Annotated in this window: 14 protein-coding genes and 1 CRISPR repeat array; of the genes, 3 read left to right on the top strand and 11 right to left on the bottom strand. The window is 68.0% G+C overall.

The genetic code is table 11. From position 1 onward, the window contains the following. The coding region (locus D9T14_RS10160) for an IS1634 family transposase (RefSeq protein WP_147434123.1) at positions 1 to 370 on the top strand (370 nt) is incomplete at its 5' end. Positions 371 to 615: 245 nt separating this feature from the next. Here the strand turns inward: D9T14_RS10160 and D9T14_RS10155 are convergent. The 8 genes from D9T14_RS10155 to D9T14_RS10120 form a co-directional block, all read right to left on the bottom strand. Continuing rightward, complete coding sequence (locus D9T14_RS10155) at positions 616 to 1,137, bottom strand: transposase family protein (RefSeq protein ID WP_183085917.1); 522 nt, start codon at positions 1,135 to 1,137, stop codon at positions 616 to 618. A gap of 452 nt (positions 1,138 to 1,589) precedes the next feature. After that, positions 1,590 to 2,998: a CRISPR direct-repeat array (repeat unit 36 nt; unit sequence GTCTCAATGGAGCCCCATCTGAATAGATGGGGAAAT). A gap of 172 nt (positions 2,999 to 3,170) precedes the next feature. Then, on the bottom strand, positions 3,171 to 3,455 hold the full coding sequence (gene cas2 / locus D9T14_RS10150; protein ID WP_119162310.1) for a CRISPR-associated endonuclease Cas2: 285 nt from the start codon (positions 3,453 to 3,455) through the stop codon (positions 3,171 to 3,173). A 5-nt stretch (positions 3,456 to 3,460) separates the two neighbouring features. After that, positions 3,461 to 4,876: a CRISPR-associated endonuclease Cas4g/Cas1g gene (cas4g/cas1g, locus tag D9T14_RS10145; RefSeq protein WP_232012422.1), complete on the bottom strand. Its 1,416-nt coding sequence runs from the start codon at positions 4,874 to 4,876 to the stop codon at positions 3,461 to 3,463. A 232-nt stretch (positions 4,877 to 5,108) separates the two neighbouring features. After that, positions 5,109 to 5,897, bottom strand: coding sequence for a hypothetical protein (locus tag D9T14_RS10140; RefSeq protein ID WP_126464145.1), 789 nt, complete (start codon positions 5,895 to 5,897; stop codon positions 5,109 to 5,111). Positions 5,898 to 6,142: 245 nt separating this feature from the next. Continuing rightward, the gene (locus D9T14_RS10135; RefSeq protein ID WP_119162308.1) at positions 6,143 to 8,971 is read right to left on the bottom strand and encodes a cation-translocating P-type ATPase; all 2,829 of its coding nucleotides are present in this window, start codon (positions 8,969 to 8,971) and stop codon (positions 6,143 to 6,145) included. Positions 8,972 to 9,106: 135 nt separating this feature from the next. Further along, on the bottom strand, positions 9,107 to 9,760 hold the full coding sequence (locus D9T14_RS10130; RefSeq protein ID WP_197720621.1) for a sugar O-acetyltransferase: 654 nt from the start codon (positions 9,758 to 9,760) through the stop codon (positions 9,107 to 9,109). Between the two features lie 132 nt (positions 9,761 to 9,892). After that, positions 9,893 to 10,687: a PhzF family protein gene (locus D9T14_RS10125; protein WP_119162307.1), complete on the bottom strand. Its 795-nt coding sequence runs from the start codon at positions 10,685 to 10,687 to the stop codon at positions 9,893 to 9,895. Between the two features lie 71 nt (positions 10,688 to 10,758). After that, complete coding sequence (locus D9T14_RS10120; RefSeq protein WP_232012420.1) at positions 10,759 to 11,946, bottom strand: MFS transporter; 1,188 nt, start codon at positions 11,944 to 11,946, stop codon at positions 10,759 to 10,761. A gap of 340 nt (positions 11,947 to 12,286) precedes the next feature. Between D9T14_RS10120 and D9T14_RS10115 the strand changes: the two genes are divergently transcribed. After that, positions 12,287 to 13,957, top strand: a complete 1,671-nt coding sequence (locus D9T14_RS10115; RefSeq protein ID WP_232012576.1) for an ABC transporter ATP-binding protein — start codon at positions 12,287 to 12,289, stop codon at positions 13,955 to 13,957. Then, positions 13,954 to 15,657 (top strand): ABC transporter ATP-binding protein, encoded by a 1,704-nt coding sequence (locus D9T14_RS10110; RefSeq protein WP_119162304.1) that lies wholly within the window; start codon positions 13,954 to 13,956, stop codon positions 15,655 to 15,657. Before D9T14_RS10115 ends, D9T14_RS10110 begins: the two co-directional genes overlap by 4 nt. A gap of 20 nt (positions 15,658 to 15,677) precedes the next feature. On the opposite strand, the gene D9T14_RS10105 is transcribed toward D9T14_RS10110, so the two are convergent. From D9T14_RS10105 to D9T14_RS10095, 3 genes are read right to left on the bottom strand one after another with little or no spacing between them, the layout of a single operon-like run. Next, complete coding sequence (locus D9T14_RS10105) at positions 15,678 to 17,909, bottom strand: ATP-binding cassette domain-containing protein (RefSeq protein WP_170175625.1); 2,232 nt, start codon at positions 17,907 to 17,909, stop codon at positions 15,678 to 15,680. Then, entirely contained in the window at positions 17,899 to 18,858 is a 960-nt protein-coding gene (locus D9T14_RS10100) for an ABC transporter permease (protein WP_119162302.1), read from the bottom strand. Before D9T14_RS10100 ends, D9T14_RS10105 begins: the two co-directional genes overlap by 11 nt. After that, positions 18,848 to 20,368 carry an ABC transporter substrate-binding protein gene (locus tag D9T14_RS10095; RefSeq protein ID WP_119162301.1) on the bottom strand — a complete coding sequence of 507 codons (1,521 nt, stop codon included), beginning with the start codon at positions 20,366 to 20,368 and terminating at the stop codon, positions 18,848 to 18,850. Before D9T14_RS10095 ends, D9T14_RS10100 begins: the two co-directional genes overlap by 11 nt. Positions 20,369 to 20,665: the final 297 nt, after the last annotated feature.

Below are 20,665 nucleotides of genomic sequence, written 5' to 3'. Positions count from 1 at the left end.
GAAAGGCTACGTCACGAACATGCCCGCCACCCGAATCTCCGCGGCAGAACTCATTGCCGACTATCACGAGCTCTGGCTAATCGAGAAATCCTTCAGGATGTCGAAGAGCGACCTGAAAGCCCGCCCGATCTTCCATCACACCCGCGAGGCGATCGAAGCCCACCTCACCATCGTGATGGCCGCACTCGCCGTCTCACACCGCCTGCAAACAATCACCGGGAAATCCGTCGCCAAAATCATCGAAACACTCGAGCCAATCCATGAAATGAACGTCAACATCGCTGGCCAAACCCTCCACGCTCACGACCAGATCACACCCGCAGCCCAAACCATCCTCGACACCCTCGGCCTCACCTGGCCCCCACACTAAAGTGGCACGAGTCGGGTTCGACCCGTGTCTCAATGGAGCCCCATCTGAATAGATGGGGAAATCTCAGTCAGCTGTCGCTGTTCCGTGTGGCGCCGCAGTAGTCTCAATGGAGCCCCATCTGAATAGATGGGGAAATGCATCGTCCAGCATTACTATTTCCGCGAAATCGGCTAGTCTCAATGGAGCCCCATCTGAATAGATGGGGAAATAGGCCACGGATTCCGTCCGCTGGTTGTCCGATGTGATCATGGTCTCAATGGAGCCCCATCTGAATAGATGGGGAAATTCGACGTGGCCGCCCTGGTCACCGCACCCGGAGGGTTATTCAAAACTGTTTTGCAGAATTCTAGTGCTGTGGCTGCTGTGATGGTTTGCGGGAAGGTGTGTAGGGGTCTGCGGTAGCCGGTGTGGAGTGTCCGCCAGGTCTTCACTTGGGCGATTGCTCGTTCGACCGGGGCGCGTAGCGAATTGATGGTTTTGCTGTATTCTTTCTGCCAGCCTGTGAGCCCGCCCCTTGGTTGTTCGCGTATCGGGGTTGTCATACCCAGCCCGATGTAGCCCTTGTCACCCAATGGCGGAGTGTCCGGGAAAATGTCAAGAAAACCGATCAGTTGTAGAGCCTTTGTGTCGTGGGTCGATCCGACCCATATGAGTTTTCCAGTCAGGGTGCTGGCGATATGGAGGTTCAGTCCGGGGGTGTGGTGCTTGCCCGAGTACGGGCCCTGGGTGTGTTTGCAGTCCCAGCAGGGCACGAGGGTGCCGTCCACGATCAGTGTCTGGGCATGGTCCAAGTCCTCTCCGTGGGCACGAGGTCAGCGAGGACCTCGACGATACGAGCAGTCCACCGGCTGATGGCCCGGCAGATCGAGGACTGGCTGACCCCGAATGACTAGGCCAATTTCGCCCGTGGGCCCGGTTGCGCCGCAGGTAGACGAGTGTGGCCCTGATTTCTTCTGCTGGACTCAGTGCTGGTGGCCACCCAGTGGTCTGCGAGGTGCGGGGGTAATTGTGGGCAAGAGTCTGGTAGAGGACTGTGACTGCTTCAGCCGGTAAACCTGTTGCAGGGTACACGCGTGGACCTGCTCCGAGAGTAATTGACGTATTCGGTAATCCAATTACCTCAGGCAGGCCCTCTCCGTTCATTCAGACACGCCTATACCAGCAGAACAGATTCCAAGATCCCTCTCAAATCAAGGGTTTTGAATAACTCTCCCGGAATGGTCTCAATGGAGCCCCATCTGAATAGATGGGGAAATCCCCCGGTGTCAAGCAGGTTGTCGGGATGAACACGGGTCTCAATGGAGCCCCATCTGAATAGATGGGGAAATCCCCCGGTGTCAAGCAGGTTGTCGGGATGAACACGGGTCTCAATGGAGCCCCATCTGAATAGATGGGGAAATAAGAATGACGAGGGCAAGGCGTTGATCCGCCTCTTGTCTCAATGGAGCCCCATCTGAATAGATGGGGAAATAAGATTGACGAGGGCAAGGCGTTGATCCGCCTGTTGTCTCAATGGAGCCCCATCTGAATAGATGGGGAAATAAGATTGACGAGGGCAAGGCGTTGATCCGCCTGTTGTCTCAATGGAGCCCCATCTGAATAGATGGGGAAATGGCGGTTGTCGCGGTTATGGACGCGGCGCGCTTCTTGTCTCAATGGAGCCCCATCTGAATAGATGGGGAAATCAGGTGCAGGGCCTGGACCTCGACCGGCCTCCAGATGTCTCAATGGAGCCCCATCTGAATAGATGGGGAAATGGTGCACCAGTTGCCCTCAGCAGAAGAGGATACTCGGGTCTCAATGGAGCCCCATCTGAATAGATGGGGAAATCCGCGAATATGCCCAGTGGGCAGCAAAGGGCGATTATGGTCTCAATGGAGCCCCATCTGAATAGATGGGGAAATGTGCAGGTCACTGCGATGATCAGTCACAACATGCTGACGTCTCAATGGAGCCCCATCTGAATAGATGGGGAAATGCGGCTGCAGCGCTCGTCGGGTTCTTGGTAGGTGGAGTCTCAATGGAGCCCCATCTGAATAGATGGGGAAATTACTGCTCTCAGCTGGGGCTGCCTACGGGCCCGTTCGGTCTCAATGGAGCCCTATCTGAATAGATGGGGAAATGCCGTTACACCCCCTGCTCCCTCGGCCGGCCCTGGAGTCTCAATGGAGCCCCATCTGAATAGATGGGGAAATAGACCATCCCGAGGACGAAACAGTTGAAAATAATCGGGTCTCAATGGAGCCCCATCTGAATAGATGGGGAAATCAGCTACTGGCGGGAGCGCTACAAGCAGGCCGAGTAAGTCTCAATGGAGCCCCATCTGAATAGATGGGGAAATCAGCTACTGGCGGGAGCGCTACAAGCAGGCCGAGTAAGTCTCAATGGAGCCCCATCTGAATAGATGGGGAAATTTGTCGTGCCGCGCGAGTGGCGCACCGGCTCCGAGTCTCAATGGAGCCCCATCTGAATAGATGGGGAAATGACAAGCGGAGGCGGGAGATGTCGTCCAAGAGTCGAGTCTCAATGGAGCCCCATCTGAATAGATGGGGAAATCTGTACGAAAACCGCTGATTCATTCCCATTGAAATCGTCTCAATGGAGCCCCATCTGAATAGATGGGGAAATGGCTATCAGATTTTGTGACATCTGACAAGGGGAAACGAACCCGATTGCGAGCGGCCCCACCAGCACTCCTAGATCGTAGGTCATCGCTATGGTCTTGTCAACGCTAACAGGCCTCTGGCAAGGCTGCGAGCGGTCTCGCGGGGCACCGGCGGGGCAGGATCTCTCGCAGGCCTCACACGACGACAGCTCCTTGGCTGGGAAGGTTCCTCGCCAGACCGATGACCTCGATCGGGGTCGCACCCACTGCCCCCAAGTCTATGACAACCACCGAGTCCTCCTTCAACTCGACAACGTCCGTCAAGGCCGTACGCCAGACCGCGAGCTCAGCACGCCTGAGATCGCACAGGAACACCGAGTACTGCAAGCGAGTGCCGAAGTCCTCCATCAGCTTGACGACGGCCCTCAACCTCTTCGGATTCGCTATGTCATAGGCGATCAGATAGCGGCGTCTCGCCATGCTCCTCACCTCGTCACGAAGGGCTTGTACTCAGGGATCTCTCCGATCAGCACCGCGGCCAGCAGACGGGTCTGAACCTCAAGGCACCTGCGGTAACTGATCCTGTAGCCGAAGACCGGATGCGTGACCTCCGTCTCGAGTCTTCGCTCATAGGCGCCGATGAGTTTCTTGCGTCCCTGTTTCGTCAGCTGGCAGCCGATGCCCCGGCGCATGAAGTCCTCCGAGCCGATCTCGCCGTTGTTCATCACGTTCAGTACCACGGAGTCGGCCACCAAGGGGCGGAACTCCTCCGTGAGATCGAGCGCCAGCGCCGGGCGTCCGTAACGCGACGCATGGAACACCCCAATGTAGGGGTCGAGCCCCACCCCAAGGCAGACAGCGACGAGATCCTTGACGAGCAGGGAGTAGCACAGCCCCAGCAGAGCATTGATCGGGTCCTTGGGCGGCCTGCGCGTCCGGCCGTTGGTATCGAACTCCTGACCTAGCTCTACTTGGGAACTGAGCATCTGGGTGAAGTTCTCGAAATAGAGCCTTGCTGCAGTCCCCTCATAGCCGAGCAGTGACGATGAACTGTCAGCGGCAGCGGCTGACCCGGCCAGTTCACGCAGACTGCCCAGCACTCCAGGTTCGATCGTTGACTTCGCATTGCGCCGCAGCATCGTTCGCTGGTTACGTATCTTCCCCGAGATGATCTGACGGGCTATCGCCGTGCCATCGGGTGACAGCACCTGCCGCCTCAGGAGCTGAACGTGTTTGCTGGGACTCCCCTGCGCCCACCCGTTGAGCCATCCCCCGTAGCTCATCCACAGCACCGGGGCCCCGGTTGACAGGATTCGAGTGATGGCCTGCGTGCTGATCTGGACGCCGCCGAACACGCAGAGCTGAGAGATGTCGAGAAGACGCAGGCCCACCAGCTCCTCACCATCCTTGGTGACGACGATGCGGCCGCTCCTGGACGAGACATATGCCCCCTGCTCGGTCACATACAGGGGCCTCTCATCAGGGTTGCGGGGAAGAACCCTCTTCTTGTTCGCCGCCTGCCGTTCCGTCAGCGCATTCGTCTCATCGGGAAGGCACAGCCCAGCCAACGAGCAGCGGGGGCAGCGTGGACTGTCAATGGGCGGGGGCGGAGGAACCGGTGACTCCGCAAGTTCACGAGCCGCTGCGACCAGCCCACGCAGCTCGGTCGCGGCATCGTCATCCCAGGCAACCAGAACCGTCACATGGTCTTCGGCATAGAAGAGTTCGGCATGATCGACCGTGTACCCGGCTGCGTCGAGCAGTGCCGCGTAGACGAGCACCTGAGCGCGGTCTGCAGCCCACGGCTGGCCATCGGCCTGCGGGCGCCCCTTCTTGTGATCGACCGGGACGCTGACACCCTCACGATGGTCCACCCGGTCGACGACCGCGGACAGCCCCATGTCTCATCACTGAGCGCCACGGAGTACGTGGTTCGCGGACCCGATTCCCCGCCTTCTTCGGGCATGCGGCCTCCGCGGGAGTCCACCGGCCGATGGGCGATTCTGCCCTCGATCATGTCGTCGTTCGACTCCCGACGCTGATCCACCCACTCGAAGTAGAACAGCCGCGGACAGTAGACGAATTCGTTCAGCATCCTCGCCGGGAGGAGCTGGGGCTGGGCCGCGTACTCGCTCATGGCAGGCTCGGATCGGTGACGAGTCCATCGGCCAGCGGCACGAAACGACCGAAACCGAAGTGGCTGTGGCGGCCGAGACAGACCGGCCCGGTCAGGGGGACGTCCACCTCCATGCGCTCGATCCAGACCGCCTCGGAGGGGGAATCCGCCGGATCCCACCGACTCGTCCGGTAATTCGACGCCGCCCTGCCGAACTGAAGAGTGATGAGCCTCACAGCACCCACCCCGTAGTAGTGATCCAGGTACCGCTGCACGTCCTGGGCGACAACATCCTCCCACTGGCGGGACCGTTTCGTGTGCAGCGTCAGCAGATAGGGGACAGCCGACGCCCATGCCGTGCTCACAAGCCCGCTCCCGAGCTCCGGCAGGGCGTCGGCGGCCGAACCGACACCGCTGATGCTCAGATCGCCGGGCCGAAAACCCGCGTCATTGAAATCCGGACGGCTCAGGCGTCTGACGCTGAGCACCCGGTCCCGCTGCGGTGCGGCGAGCCCTGGCCTGCACCACAGCGCCAGCCCCACGACGTGGTGCTCGTCGTCCTCGATCCACAGCCAGTGGGCGTGCGCGTGATATCCGAAACGATGCTCCGTCAGCGGCCCGGCGCCGTGCCCGGTGAGCAGGAAATCCTCCGGGTCGGTGGACTCGTCGAGCCCGGAGACCACGAGATGGCGCAGCCGGTCGGTGGCGAGAATACCCGCCCAAGCCGGATAGGGACGACGGGTGCGCAGCTCCCAGCGAATGACGGACACCCGCCGGGACGCCACGCCGCGAGAGCGATCAGGCATGGCAGGGCCCATCGCCCCTCGGCGACACGGAGCCGCCGGGCATGACGCATCCGCCCCGGTCCGCCTTGGTGATGTGCGCTGTCATGATCGGCAGAACCCCGTCCTTGAGGAGGTGGTGGCTGGTCGCCCTCGGACCGCAATCTACGCCACCGGGGCCCCACCCGTCAGGGGAACGGCCACACCACCGGTCAGATCCACGCGCCTCATGGGCGGCGCGACGCCGGGCGCCGGCACCGCTGCGGGCGTCACCGCCTCTTCCCGCGAGCCCGGGCGATGGCCCGGTGGACGGCCTTGACGATCTCCTCGTAGACGAGGATGAGGCTCGACGCCGCCACGACGACGCCCCAGTGGGCCAGGTCGAGCGAGGTGGTGCCGAAGGCCGACTGCAGGAAGCCGATCTCGACGACGGCGACCTGCAGGACGACGCCCAGGCCGAGCGAGGCCCACAGCCAGCGGTTGCTGAACAGCCGGTGGAAGGCCGAGCCGTCGGCCGAACGCGAGTTGAGCGCGTTGAACAGCTGGGCGAACACGAGGGTGCTGAACGCCATCGTGCGGGCCACGGCGAACTGCTCGCCGGCGGGCACGCCGGACAGCATGCCGGTGAACAGGCCGCCGGGCAGCGCGAAGTCGTACACGGCGAGGGTCACCAGGCCCATGACGGCGCCGACGGCGATGATCCTGATCCACATGGCCCGGTCGAGGATGCGGTCGGTTTGCCGGCGCGGGGGCCTGGCCATCACGTCGTCGATCTCGGGGTCGACGCCCATGGCCAGGGCCGGCGTCGAGTCGGTCACGAGGTTGATCCACAGGATCTGGGTGACGAGCAGCGGCACGAAGGTGGCGCCGGGGTTCGCCGGGTCGGACAGGCCGAGCGCCCCGGCGAGCAGCACGCCGAACAGCACCGTGCACACCTCGCCCATGTTCGAGCTGAGCAGATAGCGCAGGAACTTCTTGATGTTGTCGACGATCACGCGGCCCTGCCGGACCGCGGCGACGATCGTCGCGTAGTTGTCGTCGGCCAGGATCATCCGCCCGGCCTGCTTGGTCACCTCGGTGCCGGTGATGCCCATCGCGACGCCGATGTCGGCGCGTTTGAGGGCGGGGGCGTCGTTGACGCCGTCCCCGGTCATCGCCACCGTGCTGCCGTCGGACTGCAGGGCCTCCACGATGCGCAGCTTGTGCTCGGGCGCGACCCGGGCGTAGACGTCCACGTCCCGCACGGCGCCGGGCAGCCGGCCGGGCCCGAGCTCGTCGAGCTGGGCGCCCGTGAGGGCCCGCGGCTCGCGGTCGCCGCTGATGCCCAGGTCGGCGGCGATGCGCGAGGCGGTCACCGGGTGGTCGCCGGTGATCATGATGGTGCGGATGCCCGCCCGGTGGGCCTGCCCGATCGCCTCGGCGGCCTCCTTGCGCGGCGGGTCGATGATGCCGACGACACCGATCCAGGCGAGCCGCTGCTCGTCGCCCTCGGTCAGCTCGCCGATGCCGTCACCGGGACGGGCAGCGACGCCGAGGGTGCGGTAGCCGTTGGCGGACAGATCCTCGATGAGGCCGAGCAGTTCGGCCCTGCGCGTCTCGGTGAGCGGCTGGACCACCCCGCCGACGCGCTCGTCGGTGCAGCGCCCAAGCAGCACGTCGGGGGCGCCCTTGGACCAGACCCGCCGCTGCCCGTCGCGTTCGACGAGCACCGACATCATCTTGCGCTCGGAACTGAACGGCACCTCGCTGCGGCGCCGCCAGCCGGCCAGCTCGACGTCGAGACCGGACTTGGCGCAGGCGACGAGGAAGGCCGCCTCGGTGGGGTCGCCCTGGATCGTCCACTCGCCGCCGTCGTGGTGCAGCTGCGCGTCATTGGCCAGGGCACCGCCCACGAGCACCGCCCGCACCGCGTCCCGGTCGCCGGTGACGACCAGCTCGCCGTCGGGCGCGTAGCCGGTGCCGGTCAGCTCGGCCCGTCCCGCAGCCGCGACGACGGTGCGCAGGGTCATCTCGTTGCGGGTGAGGGTGCCGGTCTTGTCCGAGCAGATCACCGACGAGGACCCGAGGGTCTCCACCGAGTGGAGCGTCTTCATGACCGCGTTGCGGCGGGCGAGCGCCCGGACGCCGGTCGCGAGCACGACGGTGAGGATCGCCGGCAGGCCCTCGGGGACCGCGGCGACGGCGAGTGAGACGCCCGTGAGCAGCACGTCGACGAGCTCGTGGAACGAGCTCACGCCGTTGACCAGCACCATGACGCCCATGACGATGACCGCGATGGCGATGACGACGAGGCCGAGCGCCTTGGAGATCGACGCGATCTCGCGCTGCAGGGGCGTGTCCTCCTCGGGCGTCTCGTCGAGCAGGGTGGCGATACGGCCCACCTCGGTGGCCATGCCGGTGGCGGTGACGACGGCCCGCCCGACCCCGGAGACCACGTCGGTGCCCTTGTGCACCATGTCGTGGCGGTCGCCGATGCCTGCCGGGGCGTCGAGCGCCTCGGGCGTCTTGTCGACGGCCTCGGACTCGCCGGTCAGCGAGGACTCCTGGATGCGCAACGCGCTGGCCTGGATGAGACGGGCGTCGGCGGCGACCGCGTCGCCCTCGGCCAGTACGAGGATGTCGCCGGGCACGACCTCGGCGGAGGGGATCGTGTCCAGCCGCCCGCCGCGCAGCACCGTCGAGGTGGCGGCGGTCATGGTCGACAGGGCGGCGACCGCGTCGTCGGCCCGGTTCTCCTGGACGAAACCGATGATGGCGTTGGCGAGCAGGATCGCGACGATGACGACGGCCTCGATGGGCACGCCGGCGGCGTCCTCGAGCACCCAGGCGGCGACCGAGATGCCGACGGCGGCGAGCAGCAGGTACACGAGCGGGTCGGCGAACTGGGCGAGGAAACGGCGCCATGCCGGCACCGGCGGGGCGCCGGTCAGCTCGTTGGGGCCGTGGCGCTCCAGCCGGGACGCCGCCTCGGCCGGGCTGAGACCCTGCTCGGCGTCGGCGCCCATGCGGGCGAGCACCTGCTCGGGGCTCAGCACCGACGGGTGCTCGTCGGGGGCACCACCTGGCGTCTGCGGTGCGGCCGGTGCGGTCATGGTCATCGGGCGACTCCTGTGCATGGTGAGTGCAGTCGTTGACCAGGCCCATTGTTCACGCGCCCCTGGCGAGGAGCACAGGCTCAGCCTTGCGACGGCTGTGTGTGGCGGCCCCACGAGGGGCACCGCGTGCCGCGGCCCTCACTGGTACTTGTCGAGGATCTCCTGCGGGATGGGTCTGCCGTGGTCGTAGAAGCGGTCCTCCACCTCGTCGATCCGGCGCAGGACGCGGGCGGGCACTCCCCCGACGATGGAGTCGGCCGGCACGTCACGGATCACCACGCCCCCGGCGCGGACGATGGAGTTCTCGCCCACGGTCACGCCCGCCTGGATGACGGCCCCCGCGCAGACCAGCACGTTGTCACCGATGCGCACGGGCTTGTTGAACTGCAGTCCGTGGCGCCGCAGTCGCGGCGAGACGGGGTACTCCGTCGTGGTGATGGTGACGTTCGGGCCGATCACCACGTCATCGCCGATGACGACGTCGGCGTCGTCGATGATGCTCGCGTTGGGGCCGATGACGACGTTCCTCCCGACGTGCACGTGGCGCAGCCCGTAACTGGCCGTGACCGGCGGGCTGAGGCGCAGGCCCTCGCCGTGGGTGCCGAGCATCTCGCGCAGCAGCCGGTCGCGCTCGGCCAGCCCCTCGGGGGTGTCGCGCGTGGCGTTGAACTCGTTGAGCTTCTCCGTGAGCGTGTGCTGGTGGGCGGTGAGTTCCCTGTTGGCACCGTCGTAGAGCTCGCCGGAATTCAGCATGCCGTGGTACTTCGTTTCGATGTCGACGCGCTCGTCCATGACGACTCCTCCCCTCCCTCCTCATGTTAGGGCGGCCGGCCCTCTGGCCAGAAGACCTCGCGGCGGCGCAGCGCGAAACCGGGCCCTGCCACGTCCTTGTTCACCGCGTCGGGGGCCGGTGGCGGGCGGCCCCTACACCTCGATCTCGCCGCGCAGGTAGAGCCTGCCGTGTCCGGAGATGCTCACCGCGTCTTCGAGGTCCCGGCACCACACGGTGCCCTCGCGCTCGGACGGTTCGAAGCACACGAGCTCTCTGGTGCCGAGACGCTGGGACCAGTAGGGCACGAGGGCGGACTGCATCGACCCGCACACCGGGTCCTCGTCGATGCCGATCTTCGGCCAGAAGGCGCGGGCGACGTAGTCGTAGTCGGCTGCGGGCGCGGTCACGTACACGGAGAGTCCGTGCGAGAGGCCGGCGACCAGCTCGAAGCGTGGCCGCATGGCCCGCACGGCCTCTTCGTCGCCGAACACGCAGATGAGATCGCGCTCGGTCGCCAGTACCTGATCCGGTCTCGCGCCCAGCGCGGCCTCGATGTCGTCCTCGCAGGAGAAGGGCGAGGGTACGATGCGGGGAAACGTCATCCGCACCATGTCGCCGTCCCGCTCGCAGCAGAGTTCGTAGCCCTTCATCGTGGCGTGGAAGTCGATGCGTTCCGCCTCCTGCTCGTGGAACCCGAAGAGCACATGTGCGGCACCGAAGGTGGCGTGCCCGCACAGGTCGATCTCGCAGCTGGGGGTGAACCAGCGCAGCTCGTAGCCGCCGTCGGGTTGCCGCACGACGAACGCCGTCTCCGAGAGCCGGTTCTCGGCTGCGACGGCCTGCATCACCTCGTCGTCGATCCACTCGTCGAGCACGCACACCCCCGCCGGGTTGCCCCCGAACCGGCGTTCGGCGAACGCGTCGACCACGTAATACTCGAACCTCATATGCCCATCGTCCCCTCAGCGCGACCCCGTTTCCACCGGGCCGCCGCGGCAGGTCCCCGCTCGGCGGGAACTCAGGCCAGTGGCACGGCCCGCACCTGTTCACGAAACCTGGGATGGGCGAGCAGGAATAGCCAGACCGCAGCCATCATCGCCGCACCCGCAAGGACCGGGAGCAGCCAGGAGATTCCGTACAGGACCGTGCTCGCGGTGGGCGAGAGGACATAGGAGAGCCCGCTGACCGCTCCGAGCAGCCCGGCGAGCCCGCCCTGTTCCTCGCGTCCCACGAGCATCGAGGGGCCGGAGGTGTAACCCGGGGTGGCGATGCCCAGTCCGATCCCGATGAGGGATACGGCGACGACGAGCAGCCACAACGCACCGGCAGCCGCCATGAGAGCGAAACCGACTGCGGCGATCAGCGTCCCCACGCGCAGCAGCCTGACCGGGAGCCATCTGCTGCGCGGCACGATGACACTCTGGGAGACGATCATGCCCAGGCCCGCGGACAACAGGACGACACCGGTGACCACCCCGGTACGCGAGGCATCCAGGCCCAGCCGGTCCTGCACGAGGAATCCCGCGATCACCTGGACGAAGCCGAACGCGGTGAACATGCCGAAGCCGGCCACCAGGAACGGCCAGACCCGCGCGTCCCGCGCGGAGATGCGTGCCGGAGCCGCAATGAGTTGCGCATGGGATCTCCGCCGCAGGCGCCACGCCACGAGCAGCAGGCCGATCATCAGCTCGACGGGTACGAGGGCGATGGGCAGCAGCAGCCCGATCCCGGCCAATAAGCCGCCGACGGCCGAGCCGAGCACCATCGCAGTGCTCTGGGCGGCCCCGACACCGGCCATCCCCCGCACCCTCTCCGGGCCCTGGGCCGTCACGGCGGCGATATGGGCCTGCGCCGTCGGCAGCACCGCCGAGATGGCGGTTCCGTAGCACACGCCCCGCAGCACGACGAAGAGCGCGAAGAGGACGCCGCCGGGGAGGGTTCCCCGCATGCCGGCCCAGGAGACCAAGGTGAAGGCGACCATCGCCAGGGCAGCCAGCGTCATCGCGATGCCCAGCACCCTGCCGCTGCCCCAGGACTGGGAACGCCTGCCCCAGAACTGGCTGCACAGCACGACCATGACCGCGGCGACACTGATCGTCACACCGATCTGCCACTCGGCCAGACCCACCTCGCGGGCCAGCGGAGCGATGACCGGGTTCAGTGACATCTGCCCCAGGTAGACCAGGAAGACGATCCACAGCACCACCTGGATCGGCCGTTGACACCGAAACGCAACGACACCGACCTGGACGTCACCGCTGGCAAACGAGGGACTCTCCGCAGTCCTGGTCGATCTGCTGTCGGGCACGGTCCGCCCTTTGCGGCCTGCTTCGCCATCTGTCACCAGTAGTTCCTCCTGCTGCGTCCGTGAAACCCGCTGCCTGCCGTATGGCCGGCGACCTGATTTCCCTCACCGGTGAAGGCCCGCCGGGGCTATCCACACCCTATGTTCATAATGATTATTGTTATCAACAACAATCCTGTTCGCCACCTCCCCGAACGATCCCACGGTGATGATGTCCGAAATCAGCCTCCTGCTACGAGTGATGCGGCCAGTTCGCGCGCACCTGGTCCGCGCTGCGATCTTCGAGACCGTGGGCGCCGCAGCCAGGTTGGGACTTGGTTTCCTCGCTGCCGGTGCCCTCGCCCAGATCACCGGCGCTGGCAGCCGATCTGCCGCCTGGTGGGGATTCTGGCTCGCTGCAGCGGCGGGCTCCGCCGGGCTGTCCTGGCTCGGCCGCTGGCGCGGTGGATACTGGGCGCATCGCGCCGACAATCTTCTGCAGCGCCTGCTCCGCGAGCGGGCCGTCGATCGGATCCGAGCCAAGCCCCTGTCGTGGGTCGACGAGCACGGCAGCGTTGCCGTCAAGCGCATGGTCACCGAGGACGTCGATGCCCTGCACCATCTCACCGCCCACGCGCTGGGCGATCTCGTCAGTGCCCTGGTCCAGACCGTCATCGGGCTGGCCCTGCTCCTTGTGATCGCACCGCTCCCCACCCTCGTGGCTCTCGTGCCCGCGATGATCGGCCTCGGGCTGGCCCGCAGCCAACGGCGGGCGATGCCCGAGCAGATGAGGCGCTACGACGAGGCGTGCGAGCGGGTCGACCGGGCCGCCGTCGAATTCGTGCAGGGCATCGCCCCGCTCAAGGTCTTCGGCGGCACAGAGCGCGGCCTGTCCCGTTTCCGCTCGGCCGCTGCGGACTACGCCTCCTTCGTCGCGGGCTGGGCCAGGACGGTGACCCCGACCATGGTCGCCCAGCAGATCCTGCTCTCGGCTCCCCCGGTCTGGGCGGTCCTGGCGTTGCTCGGCGGCTCGGGCCGCCTCGAATTCGCCGGCCTGGTCACCATCGCGGTCGTCCTGCCTCTGCTGCTCAGCCCCGTCGAATCGCTCGCCTTCGCCCTGCAGGATCTGGCCGGGGCCGTCGCGGCGGCGGAGCGTATCGACGCCCTCATCGCGGAGGCCGACGACGAACCGGTGAGCGTTCCCGCCACGCCTGAACCCTTCGGCGAAGACCAGGCATGCGGGCTCGTCCTCGACGAGGTCAGCCTGCGCTATGGCTCAACAGTCGGCCTGGAAAGGGTCAGCGCAGTGCTCCCCGCGGGCGGACTCACCGTGCTCCTCGGCCACAGCGGCGCCGGCAAGTCCACTCTGCTGGAGGTCATCGCCGGGCTTGGTGAGCCGTCCAGCGGCTCGGTGCACCGCAGCCCTCACGCGGTGGTGTCCGCGCTGTGGCAGCGACCGTTCCTGCTGCGGGCCAGTGTGCTCGACAATCTGCGCCTGGCTCGCCCCGACGCGGACGAGCAGGACTGCCGGCGGGCGGCCGTGCTCGCCGGGATCGATGAACGGATCAGCGCCCTGCCGCAGGGCTACCGGACGGTCCTCGGACAGGGCGTCGTCCTGTCGGGCGGTGAGCGTCAGCGGCTGTGCCTGGCCCGCTGCCTGGTCGCCAGGCCCTCCCTGCTCCTGCTGGACGAACCGGCCTCCGCCGTCGACACCGTCTCGGCGCATCTCATGGACCGGGCGCTGGCCGCGCTGCGAGGCCGCTGCACCGTGGTCCGGGCCGATCACAGGCCCTCCGTGGCACTGGACGCGGACCTGGTGCTCGTCATGGACCACGGCAGGGTCGTGGAAGCCGGATCGGCGCAGGAGCTGCTGGCCAGTGGTGGACGGTTCGCCGCCCTGCTCACGGCCGGAGAGGCGGGAGGTGACTCGTGACCGGGCTGTGGAGGATCCTGGGAACCCGCACCAGGATTCGTCTGGTGGTGTGCATCGCCGCGGCCGTGCTCGCCGCCCTCGCCGAGGTGGCCCTGGTCGCCGACGTCGGTTCCCTGGCCGGGGCCCTCGTCGCCGATCGGCCGGCCAGCCTTGTTGCGGCCCGCCTGAGCATCACCGCCGCCGGCTGGGCGGTACTGTGCGCCGTCGCCGTGGCCGCCGGGCGCGACTGCGGATACGGCATGTCGGCCGCCCTGCACGACTCACTGGCCGCCCAGCTGCTGCGGTTGCCGCTGGGCTGGTTCGGGCCCCGACGGCATGGCCAGGTCAGTCATCTGCTCGGGACGAGGGTGATGTCGGTGATGAGCATCCCCGCCCATCTGTTGATCCCGGCGCTGCGCGCCGTCGTCCTCCCGGCCGGGCTCATCGTTCTCATCGCCCGTTTCGATCCGCTCGCCGGACTCGTCGCGCTGCTGTGGACACCGGTACTCGTCATGGTCCAGCGGTGGAGCGCCCGGCGCGCCGCCGCAGGGGACGCCGCGCTGGCCGGCGCCCGGGCCGAGGCGGCCGATCGGGTGATCGAGTACGTGGACGGCCAGCGAAGCCTGCGCCTGCTGCCCGATGCCGAGCACGCCGCCTCCCTCGTGAAACAGTCGGTGGGCGAGCTGACAGGGCGCATGGAGGAACAGGTCGACTCGGTCCTGCGCGTGCTCGGGCTCTTCGGCCTGTCCGTGCAGCTCATGCTCATCACCGTGGGCGGGACCGGGCTGCTGCGCGCCGGCGCCAGGAGCACTGCGGACGTCACCGTGTTCGTCCTCGCCGCAGTGGTACTGGCCTCGACGCTGCAGGCCGCCGCCGGGCTGTCCGCAACTATCCGGGCCTCCTGCGAATCGGCGGCGGAGCTCCGGGGCTTCCTCGCCCTGCCGGCCCTGCCCGAACCCGCAGCGCCCGTCAGCCCCGCCCCTCGTGGCGAGATCATCGTGGAGGACGCCTGGGCGGGTGAGGACCGGGAGCACCCGCTGCTCCGGGGCGTCAGCTTCACCGCCCCGCCGGGCAGTGTCACGGCTGTCGTCGGGTCATCGGGGGCGGGCAAGACGAGCCTGCTGCGGCTTCTCGCCCGGTTCTTCGACCCGTACCGGGGCCGGGTGCTGCTCGACGGCGCCGACTGCCGCCTCCTCGGTTCGGCCCAGGTGCATGAACGGATCGCCATGGTCTTCCAGGACGTCGAGCTCTTCGCCGGCAGTCTTGAGGAGAACATCCGGCTCGGCCGTCCCGACGCGAGTGACACCGAGCTGAAGGAGGCCATGGCGGGCGCCGGGATGGGTGAGATGATCGAGAGGCTCCCCCATGGCATGGCGACCACGGTCGGGGAGCTGGGCGTGGGCGTGTCGGGCGGCGAACGCCAGCGCGTATGCGTGGCCCGAGCCCTGCTCAAACGAGCACCCGTCCTGCTGCTCGACGAGGCCTCGTCCAGTCTTGACGCGCACCACCAGCAGCTGCTGGAGCAGACGGTGGCCGCGCTGCGCGGGAGCACGACCGTTGTCCTCGTCACGCACAGATTGGCTCTGGCACGCACCGCCGACCAGATCCTCGTCCTCGATCAGGGGAGGATCGTCGAGCGGGGCCGCCACGACGAGCTGCTCGCCGCCGGCGGGCTCTACGCGAGGATGTGGGCCGAGGAGGCCGGTGAGTCACCCGAGTGAGGACGCCCACCGGCCCCGGCTCAGGGAACCGTGGCGTCCTGCGCGTCCTGCGCCAGCGGCGGCCTCGTCGAACGGTCGGCGGCTCGGGCGGCCTCCTCGTCGTGGGTGGCGACGAGGATGCCGTGACCGGCCTGGGCGCGCTCCCTCAGCAGTTCCATCACCCGGGCACGCGACGCGGGGTCCAGTGCAGAGGTCGGCTCGTCGAGCAGAAGCACGGGGGCCGGGATCACCAGTGCCCGGGCGAGCGCGGCGCGCTGGCGCTCCCCGCCCGAGCACTCGCCGGGCCGCCGCGAGATGACCGGCTCGTGCAGTCCGAGTCGGGCCAGCATCTGCTCGGCAGCCAGCAGCGCGTCTCGGCGGGACAGGCCGGCGACGACACGGGCCTGCCGGGCGACCTGGGCACGCAGGCTCCTGCCCGGGTTGAGCGCCGTGGCGCTGTCCTGGACCATGAGCTGGGTCTGGCCAGGATCCACCCCGCCCTCGCCGGGAAGCCCCTCGCCGCCCACCCGCACCTGGGATGGCAGCCGGTCCCCGCCCAGGGCACGCAGCACGGAGCTCTTCCCGCTGCCCGAGGGCGCCAGGACCGCGACGATCTCGCCCGCGTGCAGGTCCAGGTCCCATGGCAGCAGACTCGGCCGGCCCTCCACGTCCACGGACAGGCCGGACCAGTGGCCGAGCAGGCGCTCACCGCCAGAAGAGAGCCGTGCAGAGCGCCCGGTGTCGGCGGCTGCCTGCGGTGCGCCCTCCACGGGCCGCGCCAGCCCCTCGCGCACCTCGATGACCCGATCGGCGACCGTGGCCAGCCATGGCAGGTCGTGGCTGATGACGATGGCTCCACCGCCGGTGGCGGCGAAATCGCCCAGCGCCGAGGTGACGACCCCGATGGTGTCGGGGTCGAGGCCGGCGGTGGGTTCGTCGAGGACGATGATCGCGGGCTCTCCGGCCAGGGCCCTGGCGAGGCAGATCCGGACGGCCTGCCCGCCGGACAGGGCTCTGGCCGGCCTATCGCCCAGCCCCCGCGGCAGGCCTAGGCGTTCGAGCAGCCCGGGGACTCGTCCGGCGAGCCTGCGGCCATCGGCGATGACGTCGATGACGGTGCGGCGCCCGTCGATCGTGCGGATCGGGTCCTGCTCGGACCAGCCGATGAGGCGCCGGCGCAGACGTGCCCGGGCGCGTTCGCCGCGAGGCAGGGCTCTCCCGGCGATCACGAATTCGGCGGCCGAGAGCTCCAGCCCGGGACGTGGCGCGCCGGCGAGCGTCTCGGCCAGGGAGCTCTTGCCCGCCCCGCTGGGGCCGCACACGCCGAGGATCTCTCCCGGGGCCAGGGTCAGTTCGGCGATCCGCACGAGAGGTTCCGACGCCGGACCCAGCCGAAGTCCGCGTACCCGCAGCAGCTCATCGGCCACGGCGCCGCCCCGGGGCAGCCGACCGGTGCGGCCGCCCCGGGCCGCGGCGCTGGGCGCGAGGGAGCGGGACAGCGCATTGAGACACAGCATCACGGTGACGCTCACCCCGGCCAGGGCCGCAGCCGGGGCGGCCACCGACCAGGGCGCCAGGGTCACGCCCGGAAGATTCTCGCGGACCATCATCGCCCAGTCCGCCGCCGGCGGGGGCGGACCGAAACCGAGCACGTGAAGGGCGGCGAGCAGCTGAAGGGCCGCCAGCACCCGGATCGCGGCGTCAGCGATGATCGTGCCGGACAGGGCCGGAAGGAGCTCGCCGACGACGATGTAGCCATGCCCCTCACCGCGCCGTTCCGCCGCCCGAAGGAACTCGGCGTCCAGCATGGGGCCCGCTGCGGCACGGATGATCCGGGCCGAGAACGGCACGCCCAGGAAGAGCATCCCGAGCGCGACAGCCGCAACCGAGGGCAGCACCACCGCGCAGCAGAGCACCATGACACTGCCCGGAACGGCCATGGTCGTAGCCGTCACGACACCGAGCAGACGGCTCAGCCGCGCCGAGCGCGTCGCCAGCAGGCCGAGCACCGCTCCGAGCGCCGTAATGGCGAGCCCGATCGGGATGCTCGCCTGCACCAGCCGCACGCCACCGGCGAGAGTCCTGGACCACACGTCGCGGCCCAGGGAATCGGTGCCGAGCAGCGCGCCCGGAGCGACGCCCCAGGGCGCCCCGAGCGGTTCGGTGATCGAGTGCGGGGCCAGAGCGGGTCCGGCACCGACGGCGACGATGACGGCCAGCAGAACGACGACCGGGGCTCCGGTGCGCAGCGGACCCGAGCACCTAGCACCCATTGTCGTGCCTCTCGGCATGCTCCACGACGATGTCGGCGCCGGTCAGCAGGGCCAGGGAGATCCCGACGACGATGAGACCGCAGCCCTGCACCATCGGCATGTCACGGGACGCGACCGCAGCGGCCATGGCCTGGCCCAGCCCCGGATAGGCAAACATCGTCTCGACGACGACGCTACCCCCGAGGATGCCCGCCGTCAGATAGGCGGTGGTCTGGACCAGCGGGCCCCGCCATCTGGACAGCACGTGCCGCCCGATGATCGCCGGAGCGGGCACCCCGCGCCTCCTGGCGCTCGTCACGATGTCGCTGGAGAGCACGTCGTCAGCGCTGCCCCGCATCATCTGGGCGCCCCAGGCCGCCACGGGGATGGCCAGCGCCAGGACGGGCAGCACGAGGATCTCGGGACTGTGCCAGGGCGACGCGCCCGGGGTGAGCAGTGACACGGGCGGCAGCAGGCCAAGGGCGATGGAGAAGAGCAGGACGAGACCGATGACGAGGACGATCTCCGGCAGGCCGGCGACGACGGCGACCGTGGCGGCGAGCCGCGCGCCGCCGGGACGCCCCCGCCACCAAGCCAGCAACAGCGCCAGCCCGACGGCGGCCACTGCCGCCAGGACCGCTGCGGGCAGGGCGATGCTCGCTGTCGCCGTGAAACGGCTCACCACCTTGGGAAGCACCGGCTGGGCGTCGATGAGGCTGAGGCCGAGATCGCCACGCAGCACACCCCACCACCAGCGTCCTAGCCGGACGAGCACCGGCGCGTCGAGCCCCTGCTGCTCGCGCACCCGTTCGGCTCCCGACCGGTCCGCCCCGGCGACCACGTCCGCGTAGTCGCCGGGCAGGGCCTCGGTGAGCAGGAAGAGGACCGACATCACGACGACCATGCCCCCGGCCCAGCGGAGCACGGGCGAGACGATCCCGCGCAGGCCGCGCGGCGGCTCAGCCGCCAACGCTGATCCTGCTCAGATCGAACTGCTCGCCGCCGGAGGGCAGACCGGAGACGGTGTCGCGGTACAGGGTGAGGCGGTCCCCGAAGCCCCACACCAGCCAGCCGCCCTCGCCGGCCATCCTGCGATGCAGGCCGGCGAGGAGTTCGTTCCGCTCGTCCTCGTCGGTGGTCGACATCGCCTGCTCATAGCCTGCGTCGAAGGCCTCGTCGCGCCAGCCGGTCTCCGAGTAGGAGGCGCTGCTCAGGACCGTGGCGCGCACCAGCCCCGCGAATGTCGCCGATGACGCGTAGTAGCCGACGGTGAAGGGCTCCACCGTGTAGGCGGACGTCCAGTAGGTGTCGGGCGTGTGCTGCTCGATCTCGACCGTGATCCCCGCTTCGGCGAGCTGTTCCTTGACGAGGGTCGCCAGCGGCACCATGGCCGGGTATGCGGTGGTCGTGTGGAGCACCGTGCTGAAACCCTCGGGGTGGCCGGCCTCGGTCAGCAGCTGCTTGGCCCTGGCCACATCCCTGGTGACCTCGGGGACGTCGGCGGGCACGTCGGGTCCGTCCTTGCGGATCATGTCGCGCCCGACGCTGCCGTAGCCGAGGTAGACCTGCTCCACGAGGGCCGGCCGGTCCACGGCCAGCTTGATCGCTTCGCGCACTCTGTTGTCTTTGAACGGCTCGGTGTCGACGCGCATGAGCAGGGGGAAGCACTCCGACACGGACAGGGTGTCGACCTTGACCGAATCAGAGGTGGCGGCCTTGACGCTGGCCGGCTGCACTCCTGAGGCGACGTCGATGCTGCCGCCAGTGACCGCCTGGGCCATCGCCTGGGGATCGGCGAAGCCTCGGATCTCGAGGGCGTCGACTCCCGGGGCGCCTCCCCACCACTTCTCGTGCGGTTCGAGCACGGCGCCCTGGTCGTCCAGGCTCTTGAGGACGAAGGGGCCCGAGCCGATCGGCGTACCGAAGTCGGTCGTGCCGTCCTTGACGACGAAGCTTCCGAGAGCGAGGGCCAGCGGCAGCTGGGAGTCGGGAGTCGTCGTGACGAGCACGAGGGTCGTCTCATCGGCGGCCCTGCTCCTGTCGATGTCGATGGTGCCGAGCCGGGCGCCGTTCTCTGCGCTCTTGCCGACCACGCGCCCGATGCTGTAGAGGGCATCCGCGGCGGTGACAGCGCTGCCGTCGCTGAACACGGCGTCGTCACGGAGGGTGAAGGTCCATTCTGTGGCGTCCTCGGATGCCTGCCACGAGGCGGCCAGGGCCGGGACCGGTCGTCCCTTCTCGTCCCGATGGGTGAGGGTGTCGTAGACGGCGGTGTGACGGACCCAGTCGGACTCGTTGAAGAGTGCGCCATGGGGGTCGGCGACCGGGGTTCCGCCCGAGGTGATGGCGCCGAAGCGGACGGTGCCGCCGCTCATCGTGTCATCGGAACGGTTGCCGCTGCAGGCCGTCGGCAGCATGGTCAGCGAGGCCGCCACACCGAATCCGAGGATGAGACGGCGGCGCGATAGCGAGGTGGGCATGGTTCTCCTGTTCTTCTCCTGTGGCAGGGGGGTCGAGGCGCCAGGACGCTGATGACTCGCACATGAGCCCCCGCATCGACGACCCTTGCGGGACCCACGGGCTGCGTCGCGGTTCTCAGCACGGCAGAGGAAGGCCCGGTCGACGATGCCCGGGCATGGTTCTTCAGCGTTCGGCCCATCGCGACTGATTTCGCACACGACATGTTCTGACCGTTCGCCTCCATGCCCCGTGGGCGCTCTCGCGCTGTCGGGCCGTTCACCTGCGCAGCGAGGGGCCGCCGCCCAGGCTCGGGGAAG

This window comes from Propionibacterium australiense, from assembly GCF_003666605.1.
In the GTDB taxonomy this organism is placed as follows: domain Bacteria; phylum Actinomycetota; class Actinomycetes; order Propionibacteriales; family Propionibacteriaceae; genus Propionibacterium; species Propionibacterium australiense.
Note: the sequence above shows the minus strand (reverse complement) of the source record. Positions and strands in the feature narration are given on the sequence as shown.